At 59.5% G+C, this 16,515-nt stretch carries 17 protein-coding genes and 1 pseudogene; 5 read left to right on the top strand and 13 right to left on the bottom strand.

Annotated features, from left to right (window positions below):
• Positions 1 to 36: 36 nt before the first annotated feature.
• On the bottom strand, positions 37 to 522 hold the full coding sequence (locus PMI26_RS27430; protein WP_007942189.1) for an FKBP-type peptidyl-prolyl cis-trans isomerase: 486 nt from the start codon (positions 520 to 522) through the stop codon (positions 37 to 39).
• On the opposite strand from PMI26_RS27430, the gene PMI26_RS0129285 reads away from it, so the two are divergent.
• The 3 genes from PMI26_RS0129285 (at position 491) to PMI26_RS27440 (ending at position 3,884) form a co-directional block, all read left to right on the top strand.
• Positions 491 to 817 (top strand): DUF3565 domain-containing protein, encoded by a 327-nt coding sequence (locus tag PMI26_RS0129285; protein WP_033047364.1) that lies wholly within the window; start codon positions 491 to 493, stop codon positions 815 to 817. The genes PMI26_RS27430 and PMI26_RS0129285 overlap by 32 nt on opposite strands.
• Before the next feature lie 61 nt (positions 818 to 878).
• Entirely contained in the window at positions 879 to 2,978 is a 2,100-nt protein-coding gene (gene pta, locus PMI26_RS27435) for a phosphate acetyltransferase (protein WP_007970292.1), read from the top strand.
• Positions 2,979 to 3,884, top strand: coding sequence for an acyltransferase (locus PMI26_RS27440; protein WP_007970290.1), 906 nt, complete (start codon positions 2,979 to 2,981; stop codon positions 3,882 to 3,884). It abuts the gene before it with no gap.
• 122 nt (positions 3,885 to 4,006) lie between these two features.
• Here the strand turns inward: PMI26_RS27440 and PMI26_RS31700 are convergent, their stop codons facing one another.
• Both PMI26_RS31700 and PMI26_RS31280 read right to left on the bottom strand, forming a co-directional pair.
• Entirely contained in the window at positions 4,007 to 4,291 is a 285-nt protein-coding gene (locus tag PMI26_RS31700) for a hypothetical protein (protein WP_177323517.1), read from the bottom strand.
• Entirely contained in the window at positions 4,278 to 4,826 is a 549-nt protein-coding gene (locus tag PMI26_RS31280; protein WP_007970289.1) for a hypothetical protein, read from the bottom strand. The genes PMI26_RS31700 and PMI26_RS31280 overlap by 14 nt, the downstream gene beginning before the upstream one ends.
• 221 nt (positions 4,827 to 5,047) lie before the next feature.
• Here PMI26_RS31280 and PMI26_RS30250 point away from each other — a divergent pair.
• Positions 5,048 to 5,248 (top strand): annotated as a pseudogene (locus tag PMI26_RS30250) (acyltransferase); the annotation flags it as partial.
• 176 nt (positions 5,249 to 5,424) lie between these two features.
• Here PMI26_RS30250 and cysN read toward each other — a convergent pair.
• From cysN to PMI26_RS27455, 3 genes are all read right to left on the bottom strand, one after another.
• Positions 5,425 to 7,323, bottom strand: a complete 1,899-nt coding sequence (gene cysN / locus PMI26_RS27445) for a sulfate adenylyltransferase subunit CysN (protein WP_007970287.1) — start codon at positions 7,321 to 7,323, stop codon at positions 5,425 to 5,427.
• Between the two features lie 9 nt (positions 7,324 to 7,332).
• Entirely contained in the window at positions 7,333 to 8,250 is a 918-nt protein-coding gene (cysD, locus tag PMI26_RS27450; RefSeq protein WP_007970286.1) for a sulfate adenylyltransferase subunit CysD, read from the bottom strand.
• 242 nt (positions 8,251 to 8,492) lie between these two features.
• Positions 8,493 to 9,251 carry a Nif3-like dinuclear metal center hexameric protein gene (locus PMI26_RS27455; RefSeq protein ID WP_007970285.1) on the bottom strand — a complete coding sequence of 253 codons (759 nt, stop codon included), beginning with the start codon at positions 9,249 to 9,251 and terminating at the stop codon, positions 8,493 to 8,495.
• Positions 9,252 to 9,354: 103 nt separating this feature from the next.
• On the opposite strand from PMI26_RS27455, the gene algW reads away from it, so the two are divergent.
• A complete protein-coding gene (gene algW, locus PMI26_RS27460; RefSeq protein WP_007970284.1) occupies positions 9,355 to 10,515 on the top strand; it encodes a Do family serine endopeptidase AlgW in 1,161 nt (386 codons plus the stop codon).
• Positions 10,516 to 10,638: 123 nt separating this feature from the next.
• On the opposite strand, the gene hisC is transcribed toward algW, so the two are convergent.
• The 7 genes from hisC to PMI26_RS27495 form a co-directional block, all read right to left on the bottom strand.
• On the bottom strand, positions 10,639 to 11,691 hold the full coding sequence (gene hisC, locus PMI26_RS27465) for a histidinol-phosphate transaminase (RefSeq protein WP_033047362.1): 1,053 nt from the start codon (positions 11,689 to 11,691) through the stop codon (positions 10,639 to 10,641).
• Between the two features lie 2 nt (positions 11,692 to 11,693).
• Positions 11,694 to 13,019 (bottom strand): histidinol dehydrogenase, encoded by a 1,326-nt coding sequence (gene hisD, locus PMI26_RS27470; protein ID WP_007970280.1) that lies wholly within the window; start codon positions 13,017 to 13,019, stop codon positions 11,694 to 11,696.
• Between the two features lie 125 nt (positions 13,020 to 13,144).
• The gene (hisG, locus tag PMI26_RS27475) at positions 13,145 to 13,780 is read right to left on the bottom strand and encodes an ATP phosphoribosyltransferase (protein ID WP_007970278.1); all 636 of its coding nucleotides are present in this window, start codon (positions 13,778 to 13,780) and stop codon (positions 13,145 to 13,147) included.
• 127 nt (positions 13,781 to 13,907) lie between these two features.
• Complete coding sequence (gene murA, locus PMI26_RS27480; RefSeq protein ID WP_007970276.1) at positions 13,908 to 15,173, bottom strand: UDP-N-acetylglucosamine 1-carboxyvinyltransferase; 1,266 nt, start codon at positions 15,171 to 15,173, stop codon at positions 13,908 to 13,910.
• A 22-nt stretch (positions 15,174 to 15,195) separates the two neighbouring features.
• Positions 15,196 to 15,435: a BolA family protein gene (locus PMI26_RS27485; RefSeq protein WP_007912386.1), complete on the bottom strand. Its 240-nt coding sequence runs from the start codon at positions 15,433 to 15,435 to the stop codon at positions 15,196 to 15,198.
• 113 nt (positions 15,436 to 15,548) lie between these two features.
• Positions 15,549 to 15,854 (bottom strand): STAS domain-containing protein, encoded by a 306-nt coding sequence (locus tag PMI26_RS27490; protein WP_007970274.1) that lies wholly within the window; start codon positions 15,852 to 15,854, stop codon positions 15,549 to 15,551.
• Positions 15,851 to 16,504, bottom strand: coding sequence for an MlaC/ttg2D family ABC transporter substrate-binding protein (locus tag PMI26_RS27495; RefSeq protein ID WP_007970273.1), 654 nt, complete (start codon positions 16,502 to 16,504; stop codon positions 15,851 to 15,853). Before PMI26_RS27495 ends, PMI26_RS27490 begins: the two co-directional genes overlap by 4 nt.
• Between the last annotated feature and the right edge of the window lie 11 nt (positions 16,505 to 16,515).

Here is a 16,515-nt window from a genome sequence, read left to right as displayed (position 1 = left end):
GGGCGCCTCTCCAGTTATCTGAGCTTAGCGCAGAAATCAGTGGTGATGGCCACCTTCGCCATGGACGTGGCCATGAGCGATTTCTTCCTGGCTGGCGTCACGGATGGCAACGATCTTGACCTGGAAATTCAGGCGCTGACCGGCCAACGGGTGGTTGCCGTCAACGGTCACGTCGTCGCCGTCCAGATCACGGATGGTCACGATCTGCATCTGGCCGTCCGGAGCGGAAGCGTGGAACTGCATGCCCACTTCCAGCTCATCGACGCCTTCGAACATGCTGCGGCTCAGGGTGCTGACCAGTTCGGCCGCGTATTCGCCGTAAGCGTCTTCAGGTTCAACGGCTACGGTCAGCTCGTCGCCGACAGCCTTGCCTTCCAGAGCCTTTTCCAGACCCGGGATGATGTTGCCTGCGCCTTGCAGGTAGACCAGCGGCGCGCCGCCGGCGGAGCTGTCGATGACCTCACCAGCGTCGTTGGTCAGGGTATAGTCGATGGAGACAGCCTTATTGGCGGCGATCAGCATGGGGCGAAACCTTTTGTATAGGAATATAGAAAGGCCCAGTTTAGCGAAGCAATCGACCGAAAGCGAACACAACCCGGACAAACGGGATTCGACGGTCACAGGCTTCCATCAGGACGAGGACGGCCACTGGGTGGCCGAACTTTCCTGCGGCCACACCCAACACCTGCGGCACCAGCCGCCATGGCAATCCCGCGCCTGGGTCATGGACCCTGTGTTGCGCCAGGAAAAAATAGGCCAGCCCTTTGATTGCGGTTGGTGCGCACAAGGCACGGTTAGCGATAACCTTGGCGACTGAATTTCGGTAATCGACCAGCCATAGGTCGTGACCATTGCCATGCACCTTCCAGAGAATCCGCATGCAAACTTTTTTTATCGCGCCCACCGATTTTGGTGTGGGTCTGACCTCCATCAGCCTCGGGCTGGTGCGTACCCTTGAGCGCGCCGGGCTCAAGGTCGGCTTTTTCAAACCGATTGCCCAGCCGCATCCGGGCGACACGGGCCCGGAACGTTCCACCGAACTGGTGGCGCGTACCCACGGCTTGAAACCGCCTCAGCCACTGGGCCTGGCCCATGTCGAGCGCATGCTCGGCGACGGCCAGCTCGATGAGTTGCTCGAAGAAATCATCACCCTGTATCAGCAGGCGGCCATCGGCAAGGACGTGCTGATCGTCGAAGGCATGGTGCCGACCCGCAGCGCCAGCTACGCCGCGCGGGTCAACCTGCACCTGGCCAAGAGCCTCGACGCCGAGGTGATCCTGGTCTCGGCACCGGAAAACGAAGTGCTGACCGAACTCTCCGGTCGCGTCGAGTTGCAGGCGCAATTGTTCGGCGGCCCGAAAGATCCGAAAGTCCTCGGCGTGATCCTCAACAAGGTCAAGACCGAGGAAAGCATGGAGGCCTTCGCCACGCGCCTGAAGGAGCATTCGCCGTTGCTGCGCAGTGGTGATTTCCGCTTGCTCGGCTGCATTCCGTTCCAGCCGGAACTGAACGCGCCGCGCACCCGCGACGTCGCCGACCTGATGGGCGCGCAAGTGCTCAACGCCGGTGATTATGAAACCCGGCGCATGACCAAGATCATCATTTGCGCCCGCACCATGCGCAACACCGTGGAGTTGCTCAAGCCCGGCGTGCTGGTGGTGACCCCCGGCGACCGCGACGACATCATCCTCGCCGTCAGCCTCGCGGCCTTGAACGGCGTGCCGCTGGCCGGCCTGCTGCTGACCAGCGACACCCTGCCCGACCCGCGCATCATGGACCTGTGCCGCGGCGCCCTGCAGGCCGGGCTGCCGGTGCTGTCGGTGAGTACCGGCTCCTATGACACCGCCAACCTGCTCAATGGCCTGAACAAGGAAATCCCCATCGACGACCGCGAGCGCGCCGAAATCATCACCGATTTCATCGCTGGCCATCTCGATGCCAACTGGTTGCACCAGCGCTGCGGTACACCGCGCGAGATGCGCCTGTCGCCAGCGGTGTTCCGCTATCAATTGATCCAGCGCGCCCAGGCGGCCAACAAGCGCATCGTGCTGCCCGAAGGCAGCGAGCCGCTGACCGTGCAGGCCGCCGCGATCTGCCAGGCCCGTGGTATCGCTCGCTGCGTATTGCTGGCCAAGCCCGAGGATGTGCAGGCCGTCGCTCGCGCCCAGGGCATCGAGCTGCCGCCTGGCCTGGAAATCATCGATCCGGATTTGATCCGCGAGCGCTACGTCGAGCCGATGGTCGCGCTGCGTAAAAGCAAAAGCCTCAACGCACCAATGGCCGAGCAACAACTGGAAGACACCGTGGTGATCGGCACCATGATGTTGGCCCTGGATGAAGTCGACGGGCTCGTATCGGGCGTGATCAACACCACCGCCAACACCATCCGCCCGGCCCTGCAGCTGATTAAAACCGCGCCCGGCTGCACCCTGGTGTCTTCGGTGTTCTTCATGCTGTTCCCCGAAGAAGTGCTGGTCTACGGCGACTGCGTGATGAACCCGCACCCGAGCGCCAGCGAACTGGCCGAGATCGCCCTGCAAAGCGCCGACTCGGCCGCCGCATTCGGCATCACGCCACGGGTGGCGATGATCAGCTACTCCAGCGGCGAATCGGCCAGCGGCGAGGAAGTCGAGAAGGTCCGCGAGGCCACCCTGCTCGCCCACGAACAACAGCACTCGCTGCTGATCGACGGCCCCTTGCAGTACGATGCCGCGGCCAACGAAAGCGTCGCCCGGCAGCTGGCGCCGAACAGCCAGGTGGCCGGTCGTGCCACGGTGTACGTGTTCCCCGACCTCAACACCGGCAACACCACCCACAAAGCCGTGCAGCGCAGCGCCGACTGCGTCAGCCTCGGGCCGATGCTGCAAGGCCTGCGCAAACCGGTGAACGATTTGCCGCGCGGCGCGCAGGTCGACGACATCGTCTACACCATCGCCCTGACCGCGATTCAAGCCGCCAACCGACCTATGGATGTGTAAATGCTGGACTTCCTACCCGCCCCGTTGCGCGGCGTGATCGCCTCGCTGCTGCTGGCATTGAACACGATTTTGCTCTGCTCGTTCCTGTTCTGCGTGGCGCTCGTCAAGGCATTGCCGTTCGCCCTCACCCAACGCATTGCGGGCTGGCTGATGAGCCATACCCATGAAGCCTGGATCAGCCTCAACAAAGGCTGGATGAACCTGGTGCGCCGCACGCGCTGGCACATCAGCGGCCTGCAAGGCCTCGACTACCGGCACTCGTACCTGATCACCAGCAACCACCAGAGCTGGGTCGACATCCTGGTGCTGCAATACGTGCTCAACCGACGCATTCAACCGTTGAAGTTCTTTCTCAAACAGGAGCTGATCTGGGTCCCGGTGATTGGTCTGGCCTGGTGGGCGCTGGGCTTTCCGTTCATGAAGCGCTACTCCAAGGCCTATCTGGAGAAGCACCCGGAGAAAAAAGGCAAGGACCTGGAAACCACCCGCAAGACCTGTGCGAAATTCCGCAACAACCCGGTGGGTATTTTCAACTTCGTCGAAGGCACGCGCTTCACCGAAGGCAAGCATGCCCAGCAGAAATCGCCTTTCAAGTACCTGCTCAAGCCCAAGGCCGGTGGCATTGCCTTTGTGCTGGATGCGATGGGCGAACAACTGGAGTCCATCGTCAACGTGACCATCCACTACCCGGCCGGGCGCCCTGGTTTCTGGGACTTGTTGTGCGGGAACATTGCGGATGTGGTGGTGCATTTTGAAGAGCTGAAGATTCCGCCGCAGTTCATCGGCAAGAACTACGACCAGGATGGTGAATACCGCCTTCAGTTTCAGGGCTGGATCAACCAGTTGTGGCTGGACAAGGATGCGCTGCTGGAGCAGATGCATCGCGAATTCCCTGACCGCCGCTGAACCAATGTGGGAGCGGGCTTGCTCGCGAATACGGACTGACATTCAACATAGATGCTGATTGATCCACCGCTTTCGCGAGCAAGCTCGCTCCCACAGGGGTCGACTCGTACATAAAGCTTGCGTCAGAACAGACACAAAAAAGCCCGCAGACAATCCCTTGCCTGCGGGCTTTTTCTTGCAGCTAAGAGCTTGCCGCTGCTCCTGCGTAAACAGGATTTCCGATCCGGCCGACCTTTACCTGCAATAAAAACATGCCAACAAGGACTAACAAACGGAAGCTCTTCATAATTTGGCCAGTTGTATCTCCAAACCGAGCCCTTGAGCTGAAGATTTATAAACTCTTCTTCACCTTGAGTTAAAAAATCGTCAATTACAAATATCTCACCATCAATCTTATTTATTTTCACAAGCCATCCTTTTCGCTGCAACTCTATTCCAAACACCAGTCAAAAAAATAATATAGATGAAATACAATGACGAAATAAACATCAAAGAAAGTATAAAATAATTACCAACATTAACTGAAGTAGCCCAGCGCAATACATCCTGACGACTTATCAACAACCCATAATTATCATCATATACTCCCCAAACAAATTTTTTACTTCGATCAGAATCTACCGCCACCCACAGCTTTTGCGGCTTATCAAAGTTCGCGTACGCAACATCGCGACTCGAAGCCTCAATGATATATTTATAAGCAGCGTCATCAGCCCCAACCCTCAGATACAAAAAATATGTTGTCTTTGAAGCTTGCGAAAGCCCTCTATATACAAAAGCTTCTTTCATAACTAATTTATCAGGAACCGGAGGAACATCTATCAACCTACCATAAATATAAATAGAAAAAACAACATACAACAACAAAACGACTGCACAAAAAACGATCTCAAAAACACTAGAAACATAACCAACCGGAACTGGAAAAAATTTATTTCGCACACCTTGGTCCTCGAGCGCAAGCTTACTTCTTAAGCCACCACCTACTTTCTTGCAATTGCTTCACTTGATACAAGCTGCGCGAAAACACTTCTACGCTGCCACAAACACTATTCTCATTTACAAAACAATTAAACTTCACAACTTCCGACTTTTTTGTAGTCCATTTCCGATCAAGGATTCTGGCTATTCCTTCTGACTTTAGATTTTCAGAGGTTTCTTGGTTTTGGGACCTGCTATGTGGATGCGTGAAAGACGCGGTGGTGCGTTTTCAGCAGCTGAAGATTCCGCCACAGTTCATCGGCGAGAACTACGACCAGGATGGTGAGTATCGATTGCAGTTCCAGGGCTGGATCAATCAGATGTGGCAGGACAAGGATGCGTTGCTGGAACAGATGCATCGCGAGTATCCAGCGAAGTCTTGAGGTGCCTGTACTGGCCTCTTCGCTGGCAAGCCAGCTCCCACAGGGACCTTGTCGTTCACAAATTTTCGAACGCCCTCAAAACTGTGGGAGCTGGCTTGCCAGCGATGGCGATTTCAAGGCCACAAAAAACCCGCCAATGAGTGATCATCGGCGGGTTTTTCATTTCTGGCTAGCGCTTAAATCGCACCACGCTCGCGCAGCAAACCCAGCACTTGCTTGACGCCTTCTTCCAGCGACACGGACTGGGTGTCGATCACCAGATCGGCATCCAGCGGCACGTCGTACGGGAAGGACTCGCCCGGGATATTATCCCCGGCCGCCGCGTACAGGCCTTGCGGATCACGCTCGGCGCAGACGGTCGGCGAAGCCTGGACGTAGACCGTCAGCAGACGATCCTTGCCAATCAGTTCCCGGGCCTGCTCACGACCTTCGGCACTCGGCGCAACGAACGCCGCCAGGGTCAGCAGACCGGCTTCGTTGAACTGACGCGCAACGTGCGCGGCACGACGCCAGTTCTCGGTACGCCCGGCGCGATCCTGTGGCAGACCCTTGTTCAGGTCGTGACGCAGGTTCTGGCCATCGAGCACGAACACCGCACGGCCAAGGTCGAACAGCTTGCGTTCAACGGCATACGCCAGAGTGCTCTTGCCCGCGCCCGACAGGCCGCTGAACAACACGGTGGCCGGTTGCTGGCCGAAGCGCTGTGCGCGCTCTTCGGTGGCGACGTGGGCCAGCTTGCCGTGGTGGGTGCTGGTGCCATGGGCCAAAGGCTGGGCGACGATCATGCCGGCGCCGACGGTGCCATTGGTCAGGCGGTCGATGATGATGAAGGCACCGGTGGTGCGGTTGCTGTCGTAACCGTCGAGGGCAATCGGCGCGTCGAGCGCGATCTTGACCTTGCCGATTTCGTTCAACTGCAACGCGCTGGCCGGACCTTCTTCCAGGGTGTTCACGTCGACCTTGTTGACGATGCTGGCGATGGAGCCTGGCACGTAACTGGTGGCGCGCTTGATGTCGTATTTCTTGCCCGGCAGCATCGGCTCTTCAGCCATCCACACCAGCATCGCTTCGAAGCTGTCGGTCACCGGCGGCACATTGTCGGCGTGAACCAACAGGTCGCCACGGGAGATGTCGATTTCGTCTTCCATGGTCAGCGTGACTGCCTGACCTGGACCTGCGTGTTCCAGTTCACCTTCGAAGGTGACGATGGACTTCACGCGGCTGCTCTTGCCCGACGGCAGCACCACGACTTCGTCGCCTTTCTTGACGATGCCGCTGGCCAGCGTACCGGCGAAGCCACGGAAGTTCAGGTTCGGACGGTTGACGTACTGCACCGGGAAACGCAGATCGGTGAAGTTGCGATCGCCCGCCACTTCCACGGTCTCGAGGATCTCCATCAGCGACTGGCCGGTGTACCACGGCGAGCGCTCGGACTTGTTCACCACGTTGTCGCCCTTCAATGCCGACATCGGCACGAAGTGCATGCTGGTGGGCTTCATCTTCAGGCCTTCGGCGAACTGCAGGTAGTCGGCCTTGATCGACTCGAACACGCCTTGGTCGAAGTCCTTGAGGTCCATCTTGTTGATGGCCACGACTATGTGCTTGATGCCCAGCAACGAGGCGATGAAGCTGTGGCGACGGGTCTGGGTCTGCACGCCGTAGCGGGCGTCGACCAGGATGATCGCCAGGTCACAGGTGGACGCACCGGTGGCCATGTTGCGGGTGTACTGCTCATGGCCGGGGGTGTCGGCGATGATGAATTTGCGCTTGGCGGTGGAGAAATAGCGGTACGCGACATCGATGGTGATGCCTTGTTCACGCTCGGCCTGCAGACCGTCGACCAGCAACGCCAGGTCGATGTCTTCGCCGGTGGTGCCGACTTTTTTCGAGTCGCGGGTGATCGCTTCCAGGTGATCTTCGTAGATCATCTTGGAGTCGTGCAGCAGGCGCCCGATCAGGGTGCTCTTGCCGTCGTCGACGTTACCGCAGGTCAAAAAGCGCAGCAGCTCTTTACGTTCGTGCTGGCCCAGGTAGGCGAGGATGTCCTCGCTGATCAAATCAGATTGATGCGACATGACAGCCCCTTAGAAATAACCTTGACGTTTTTTGTCTTCCATCGAGCCTGCGCCATCGTGGTCGATGACACGGCCCTGGCGCTCGGAAGTTCGCGTCAGGAGCATTTCCTGAATGATGTCCGTGAGGCTTTCGGCCTCGGACTCCACCGCGCCCGTCAACGGGTAGCAACCAAGGGTACGGAAACGCACTTTCTTTTTGACGATACGCGCTTTGTCTTCATCGCTCAGGTGCTCGAGGATGCGCTCGTCGTCGATCATGATCAGCGTACCGTTCTTCTCGATGACTTCACGCTCGGCGGCGAAGTACAGCGGAACGATCGGGATGCCTTCAAGGTAGATGTACTGCCAGATGTCCAGTTCGGTCCAGTTCGACAGCGGGAAGACGCGGATCGACTCGCCCTTGTTGACCTTGCCGTTGTAGACGTTCCACAGCTCGGGACGCTGGTTCTTTGGATCCCAGCGGTGCTTGCTGTCGCGGAACGAGTACACGCGCTCCTTGGCGCGGGACTTCTCTTCATCGCGACGGGCGCCACCGAACGCTGCGTCGAAACCATGCTTGTCGAGCGCCTGCTTCAGGCCCTCGGTCTTCATGATGTCGGTGTGCTTGGCGCTGCCGTGGGTGAACGGGTTGATGTTCTGCGCCACGCCGTCCGGGTTGACGTGGGTGATCAGGTCGAGGCCCAGCTCGGCGACCATCTTGTCACGGAAGGCGTACATCTCCTGGAATTTCCAGCGGGTGTCGACGTGCATCACCGGAAACGGCAGCTTGCCCGGGAAGAACGCCTTGCGTGCCAGATGCAGCATCACGGCGGAGTCTTTACCGATGGAGTACAGCATCACCGGGTTGTCGAACTCGGCGGCCACCTCGCGGATGATGTGGATGCTTTCCGCCTCCAGCTGTTTCAGATGCGTCAGTTTGTCGACCATGGCTACTCACGAAAGCTTTCTTATGAACGGCCAGCGGGCCGTGTTCGAGCGGGGATCCTAGCACAGCGACCTCTTCTAATCAGGACGCCAACTAGATCGAAAGAGCATATGAATATGCCTGCCCGTTTGGGCTATTGAACCGCGAACACATCTCTGTAGGAGCTGCCGAAGGCTGCGATCTTTTGATTTTGATTTTAAAGATCAAAAGATCGCAGCCTTCGGCAGCTCCTACAGGGATCAGGTCAAATCGGGTTCGGGCAATCGATGAAGATGTGCTCCAGCGCAAAGCGTCGCGCCAGGTAGTCGCCCAAGGCCTGCACGCCGTAGCGCTCGGTCGCATGGTGACCGGCGGCGATGAAGCTGATGTCGTTTTCCCGTGCACTGTGGAAGGTCTGCTCGGAAGCCTCGCCGCTGAGGTACAGGTCGACGCCGGCAGAAATGGCCTGATCGATGTATCCCTGGCCGCCACCGGTGCACCAGCCGACGCGGCGGATCATGGCGCTGCCTTCGATCAACAGCGGCTCACGGCCCATGACTTCCTGTACGCGGCGGGCGAAATCCCGGGGCATCATCGGCTCGTTCAGCGAACCGACCAGACCGACAATCTTCAGGTTATCCGGGTCCAGCGGACCTTCGACGGTGATGTCGAGCTGCCGCGCAAGCTGCACGTTATTGCCGACATCCGGGTGCAGATCCAGCGGCAGGTGATAGGTCAACAGGCTGATATCGTGCTTGAGCAGGGTCTTCAAACGGCGCTGCTTCATGCCGGTGATGCACGGGTTTTCGCCCTTCCAGAAGTAGCCGTGGTGCACCAGCACCAGATCGGCATTGGCCTCTACCGCGGCATCCAGCAACGCCTGGCTGGCGGTGACGCCACTGACAATGCGCATCACTTGCGGACGGCCTTCGACTTGCAAGCCATTGGGGCAGTAATCGGCGATTTTGGCGCTGTTGAGGTAACGGTCGGCTTCTTCGACCAGGGTGCTCAGGGCGACGGCCATGAAAGACTCCTAAATATCCCGTTCAGAGGCGCGTGCGGCCTCGTATAATGCGCGTCATTATGAGCGGTCTCTTACCGCCTGCAACTCTCTCAGGAACTGCTTAATGCTCAAGGCGCTGCGTTTTTCCGGCTGGCCGCTGTTGGCCGGCGTGCTTGTCGCTCTTTTGATAATCCAGCGTTACCCGCAGTGGGTCGGGCTCCCGAGCCTCGACGTCAATCTGCAGCAAGCGCCGCAAACCACCAGCATGCAACAGGGCCCGGTGTCTTATGCCGACGCGGTCACCACCGCAGCGCCGTCGGTGGTGAACCTGTACACCACCAAGGTCATCAACAAACCCAATCATCCGTTGTTCGAAGATCCGCAGTTCCGCCGTTTCTTCGGCGATAACTCGCCCAAGCAGAAACGCATGGAATCGAGCCTCGGTTCCGGCGTGATCATGAGCCCGGAAGGCTACATCCTGACCAACAACCACGTGACCAGCGGCGCCGACCAGATCGTCGTGGCGCTCAAGGACGGCCGCGAAACCCTGGCCCGGGTGATCGGCAGCGACCCGGAGACCGACCTCGCGGTGCTGAAAATCGACCTTAAAAACCTGCCGTCGATCACCGTGGGGCGCTCCGACAACATCCGCATCGGCGACGTGGCGCTGGCCATCGGCAACCCGTTCGGCGTCGGCCAGACCGTGACCATGGGCATCATCAGTGCCACCGGGCGCAATCAACTGGGCCTGAACAACTATGAAGACTTCATCCAGACCGATGCCGCGATCAACCCCGGCAACTCGGGCGGTGCGCTGGTGGACGCCATTGGCAACCTGACCGGCATCAACACGGCGATCTTCTCCAAGTCCGGCGGCTCCCAGGGCATCGGTTTCGCGATCCCGGTAAAGCTGGCGATGGAAGTGATGAAGTCGATCATCGAGCACGGCCAGGTGATTCGTGGCTGGCTGGGTATCGAAGTGCAGCCGTTGACCCAGGAACTGGCCGAATCCTTCGGTTTGTCCGGGCGTCCGGGCATTGTCGTGGCGGGGATTTTCCGCGATGGTCCGGCACAGAAGGCCGGCCTGCAACTGGGTGACGTGATTCTTGCCATCGATGGCGAGCCGGCCGGTGATGGCCGTCGCTCGATGAATCAGGTAGCGCGGATCAAGCCGACCGACAAGGTCACGATCCAGGTGATGCGCAACGGCAAGGAACTCAAGCTGACCGCAGAAATCGGTTTGCGTCCGCCGCCGGCACCGGTCAAAGAGAAAGAAGAAGAGTAAGCGGGCAACCCAAAAACCTGTGGGAGCGAGCTTGCTCGCGATGACGGGCTGGCAGTCAACAAGGATGTTGACTGTTATGGCCCCATCGCGAGCAAGCTCGCTCCCACAGGATCGTGCCTGATTTTACAGGTCGCCCAGACCGTCGATCAGCGCCTGGTTCTGCTCTGGCGTGCCGATGGAAATCCGCAGGAACTGGGCAATCCGCTCCTGCTTGAAGTGCCGGACGATCACACCCTGCTCACGCAACTTCGCCGCCAGCCCCGCCGCATCGTGCCGAGGGTGACGGGCGAAAATGAAGTTCGCCGCTGACGGCAGCACTTCAAATCCCTTGGCCTGCAATTGGCCGACGACCTTCTCGCGATTCTCGATCACCAACCGGCAGGTCTTGTCGAAATACTCGCGATCCTCGAACGCGGCAGCGGCGCCGACATTCGCCATGCGATCCAGCGGATAGGAGTTGAAGCTGTTCTTGATCCGCTCCAGCGCCTCGATCAGGTCCGGATGCCCCACCGCCAGGCCAACCCGCAGACCGGCCAGGGAGCGGGACTTGGACAGGGTCTGGGTCACCAGCAGGTTGGGATAACGATCGACCAGAGTGATTGCCGTCTCGCCGCCAAAATCGATGTAGGCCTCGTCCACCACGACCACCGAGTCCGGGCTGGCCTTGAGGATCTGCTCCACCGCTTCCAGCGCCAGCAGGCAGCCGGTCGGTGCGTTCGGGTTGGGGAAGATGATCCCGCCGTTCGGCCTGGCGTAGTCCGCCGGGTTGATCCGGAATTGCTCGTCCAGCGGCACCGCGTCGAAGTCGATGCCGTACAGTCCGCAGTAAACCGGATAGAAGCTGTAGCTGATGTCCGGGAACAGCAGCGGCTGATCGTGCTGCAGCAAACCGTGGAAGATGTGCGCCAGGACTTCGTCGGAACCATTGCCGAGGAACACCTGATTGCCCTGCACGCCGTAGTACCTGGCGACCGCATTCTTCAGCAGGTCGCTGTTCGGGTCCGGGTACAGGCGCAGGTTGTCGTTCAGTTCGGTCAGCATCGCGGCCAAGGCCTTGGGCGATGGACCATACGGGTTTTCATTGGTGTTGAGCTTCACCAGCTTTGCCAGTTTCGGCTGCTCGCCCGGCACATAAGGCACCAGATTCTTGACGAACGGGCTCCAGAATTTACTCATCTTCATTTCACCTGCTTGTCGTCAACGATGCGGTATTCGGCGCTACGCGCGTGCGCGGTCAGCGACTCGCCACGGGCCAGCACGGATGCGGTCTTGCCCAGTTCCGATGCGCCCTGCTCGGAACAGAAGATGATCGATGAACGTTTCTGGAAGTCATACACGCCCAGCGGCGAAGAGAACCGTGCAGTGCCGGAGGTCGGCAACACGTGGTTCGGGCCTGCGCAGTAGTCGCCCAGGGCTTCGGAGGTGTGACGGCCCATGAAGATCGCACCGGCGTGGCGGATCTGCGGCAGCCAGGCTTGCGGATCGGCAACGGACAACTCAAGGTGCTCCGGCGCGATGCGGTTGGCCACTTCGATGGCCTGTTCCATGTCGCGAACCTTGATCAGTGCACCACGGCCATTGATCGAGGTTTCAATGATTGCGGCACGCTCCATGGTCGGCATCAACTTGGCGATGCTGGCGGCGACCTTGTCGAGGAACCCGGCATCGGGGCTGACCAGAATGGCCTGGGCGTCTTCGTCGTGCTCGGCCTGGGAGAACAGGTCCATGGCGATCCAGTCCGGATCGGTCTGGCCGTCGCACACCACGAGGATCTCCGAAGGGCCGGCGATCATGTCGATGCCGACCTGGCCAAACACGTGGCGCTTGGCGGTAGCCACATAGATGTTGCCCGGGCCGACCACCTTGTCGACCTTTGGCACGCTTTCTGTGCCGTAAGCCAGCGCCGCAACAGCCTGGGCGCCGCCGATAGTGAACACGCGGTCGACACCGGCGATGCAGGCAGCAGCCAGCACAAGCTCGTTGATTTCACCGCGCGGGGTCGGCACGACCATGACCACTTCGGTCACGCCGGCTACCTTGGCCGGAATCGCGTTCATGAGCACCGACGACGGGTACGACGCCTTGCCGCCCGGGACGTACAGACCGGCACGATCCAACGGCGTGACTTTCTGGCCCAGTACAGTGCCATCCGCCTCGGTGTAACTCCAGGAGTCCTGCTTCTGCTTCTCGTGATAGCTGCGTACGCGGGCTGCGGCGACTTCCAGTGCTTCGCGCTGGGCCACGGAGATGCGGGTCAGTGCCAATTCCAGACGCTCGCGCGGCAGGATCAGGTCGGCCATGGACTTCACGTCCAGGCCGTCGAACTGACGGGTGAAGTCCACCAGCGCCGCGTCACCGCGCTCGCGCACGGCCTTGATGATGTCCAGCACCCGCTGATTGACCGAGTCGTCAGACACACTTTCCCAGCTCAGCAGATGATCCAGATGATGCGCGAAATCCGGGTCAGCAGCGTTGAGTCGGCGAATTGCAGTCAGTGCGGTCATAGCGAGAGCCTCATAGGAATGGCAAAAAACTCAGGCGCCCGAAGCTAACATTCGATCCGCTTGGGCACCTGAGAATTCTGGCTATGAGGCGGATAGACGGCGCGCCTTGCGGTCGCGCAGGTGAATCAGCCGCGGTGTCGAGACTCCACTGCCTTGCGCAGGGTGTCGATCAACGCCTGGATACGGGCGTGCTGCATTTTCATCGAAGCCTTGTTGACGATCAGGCGGGAGCTGATGGCCGCGATGAAATCCTGTGGCTCCAGGCCGTTGGCCCGTAGCGTGTTACCGGTGTCGACCACGTCGATGATCTTGTCCGCCAGACCGATCAGCGGCGCCAGTTCCATCGAACCGTAAAGCTTGATGATGTCGACCTGACGACCCTGTTCGGCGTAGTAGCGCTTGGCAACATTGACGAACTTGGTGGCGATGCGCAGACGGCCCTTGGGCTCGACTGCACCGACTTTACCGGCGGTCATCAGCTTGCACTGGGCAATTTGCAGGTCCAGCGGCTCGTACAGACCCTGGCCGCCGTATTCCATCAGCACATCTTTACCGGCGACGCCGAGGTCGGCAGCACCATGTTCGACATAGGTCGGCACATCGGTGGCACGCACGATCAGCAGACGGACATCGTCCTGGGTCGTGGGGATGATCAGCTTGCGGCTCTTGTCCGGATTCTCGGTCGGCACGATGCCCGCTTCAGCCAGAAGCGGCAAGGTGTCGTCAAGGATGCGGCCCTTGGACAGTGCGATAGTCAGCATGGGAAACGTCAGCCCTTAATCAGGAATCTTATGCCCGGTCGCAATCGGCGCCGGACACGCGTCGAGCCGGAAACCGGCTCGACCTACAACAATCCAACGGGCACCTCCCTGTGCCCATGCAACAGTACTAGCCCGGAACGCGACGGATCTTGGCGCCCAGCATCTGCAGTTTTTCCTCGATGCACTCGTAGCCACGGTCTATGTGGTAGATGCGGTCGATCAGGGTGTCGCCCTCGGCAACCAGGGCCGAGATCACCAGACTGGCCGAAGCACGCAGGTCGGTGGCCATCACTGGCGCGCCCTTGAGCTTCTCGGTGCCGGTGACGATGGCAGTGTTGCCCTCGACCTGGATCTTGGCGCCCATGCGGTGCAGTTCGTAGACGTGCATGAAGCGGTTTTCGAAGATCGTCTCGATCACAGCACCCGTGCCTTCGGCAATGGCGTTGAGGGAGATGAACTGCGCTTGCATGTCGGTCGGGAACGCCGGGTACGGAGCGGTCCGCACGTTGACGGCTTTCGGACGCTTGCCGTGCATGTTCAGCTCGATCCAGTCTTCGCCACAGGTGATTTCGGCACCGGACTCCCGGAGTTTCTCCAGAACGGCTTCGAGGATGGTCGGATCCGTGTCCTTGACCTTCACGCGACCACCGGTCACAGCCGCCGCCACCAGATAGGTGCCGGTTTCGATACGATCGGGCATCACCTTGTAAGTGGTGGTGTGCAGACGCTCGACGCCATCGATGGTGATGGTGTCGGTGCCGGCGCCGGAAACCTTGGCGCCCATGGCGTTCAGGAAGTTCGCCAGGTCGACCACTTCAGGTTCGCGCGCGGCGTTGGCCAGGACGCTACGGCCCTTGGCCAGCGCGGCAGCCATCATGATGTTTTCGGTACCGGTCACACTGACGGTATCGAAGAAGAAGTGCGCACCGCGCAAGCCGCCCTCAGGCGCCTTGGCCTTGATGTAGCCGCCTTCGACGTCGATGACCGCGCCCATGGCTTCCAGGCCACGGATGTGCAGGTCAACCGGACGCGAACCGATGGCGCAACCGCCAGGCAGCGCGACTTCGGCTTCGCCGAAACGGGCAACCATCGGGCCGAGCACCAGGATCGACGCACGCATGGTTTTAACCAGTTCGTACGGAGCGACCAGGGTCTTGATGGTGCGCGGATCGATTTCGACGGCGAGTTTTTCGTCGATCACCGGCTCGATCCCCATGCGACCGAACAGTTCGATCATGGTGGTGATGTCGTGCAGGTGCGGCAGGTTGGCAACCGTCACCGGACCATCGCACAGCAGCGTGGCAGCCAAGATCGGCAGGGCAGAGTTCTTTGCCCCGGAGATGCGGATTTCGCCGTCAAGACGAGCACCGCCAGTAATAATCAATTTATCCATAAGAATCTCGACGCCCTTGGGCTCAGGTGCGCTCGGCCCAGGCCGCGCTGCTGAAAAATTTCATTGTGACCGCATGGATGCTGCCATCGGTGATCCATGGGTTCAAATGGGCATAGATCTGCTGCTGACGCTTCACCGGGCTCAACGCCGCCAGTTCATCGCTAATCACATTCAGCTGGAAATTGCAGCCTTCGCCCTCGACTTCTACCAACGTTCCGGGCAGCTTTCCTTCAAGGAAGCTCTTCACTTCTACGGCCTGCATGCTCAACCTCAATCGGCGCCCTGTGCGCGCGGGTCGGACATCATACAAAAAAGCCCCGCGCCTGCGAACCCCGCGAAGCAGGACTCTGACGGGGGGCTTCTTTATAGATGCGGTTAGGGATGCGCCAACAGCTCGGTCAGCTCGCTGACCTGAGCGATTTCACGCATGTCTTCCGGCATTCCACGGATGCTCAACGCCTTGCCGGCCGCCTGAGCATCGCGGATGAAGCACAGCAACAATGACAGACCGACACTGCTGGACTTGGTCACCGCCGAACAGTCGACCACCAGCGCCGCAGCCTTGCTGGCCTTGATCAGTGCCTTGCCCTGCTCACGCAGGCCAGGGCCGGTGCGGTAATCCAGCACGCCACTGAGTCGCAGCTCACCCGCTTCGTCCATCTGGACGGCCGACTCACTCATTGGGCTGACTGCTCTGGCTTCTTGTCGGTGGCTTCCTTGGCCTTGGCGACTTCCCCGGCCCAACCATTGATGGTCTTGTCCAGGTCATTGCCATTGCGCTGCATTGCATCGGCGAACTGATCGCGGAACAGCTTGCCGATGTTGATGCCGTTGATGATGACGTTACGCAGCTTCCACTCGCCGTTGATCTTTTCCAGCGTGTAGGACACTGGATAGATCGAGCCGCTGCTGCCTTTGACAGTCATGCCAACGCTGGTACGGTCGCCCGATTCGTCCTTGGCCGGTTCAACGGTGATGCCCTGGTTGTTGTACTCCAGCAAGGCATTGCCATAGAACTGGAACAGGCCCCTCTTGAAGTTTTCTTCGAAGGTCTTCATCTGCGCAGGCGTAGCTTTGCGCGAGTACTTGACCGTCATGATGCTCTTGGAAATACCCTCGGCATCCACAACCGGCCCGACGATGGTGTTCAGCGCCGCATAAAAGTCTTGCGGATCCTGCTTGTACTTCTCTTTGTTTGCCGCCAGGTCCGCGAGCATACGGTTGGTTGTGTCCTGCACCAGATCGTGCGCCGAAGGCGCCGCTACGGCGTGGGACACCAACGGAAACACCGCGAGCATTACCAACAGGCCACGTCGCAAGGTAGAGATCATTTAACAGTTCC

The organism is Pseudomonas sp. GM33 (assembly GCF_000282295.1).
Lineage (GTDB): Bacteria > Pseudomonadota > Gammaproteobacteria > Pseudomonadales > Pseudomonadaceae > Aquipseudomonas > Aquipseudomonas laurylsulfatiphila.
Note: the sequence above shows the minus strand (reverse complement) of the source record. Positions and strands in the feature narration are given on the sequence as shown.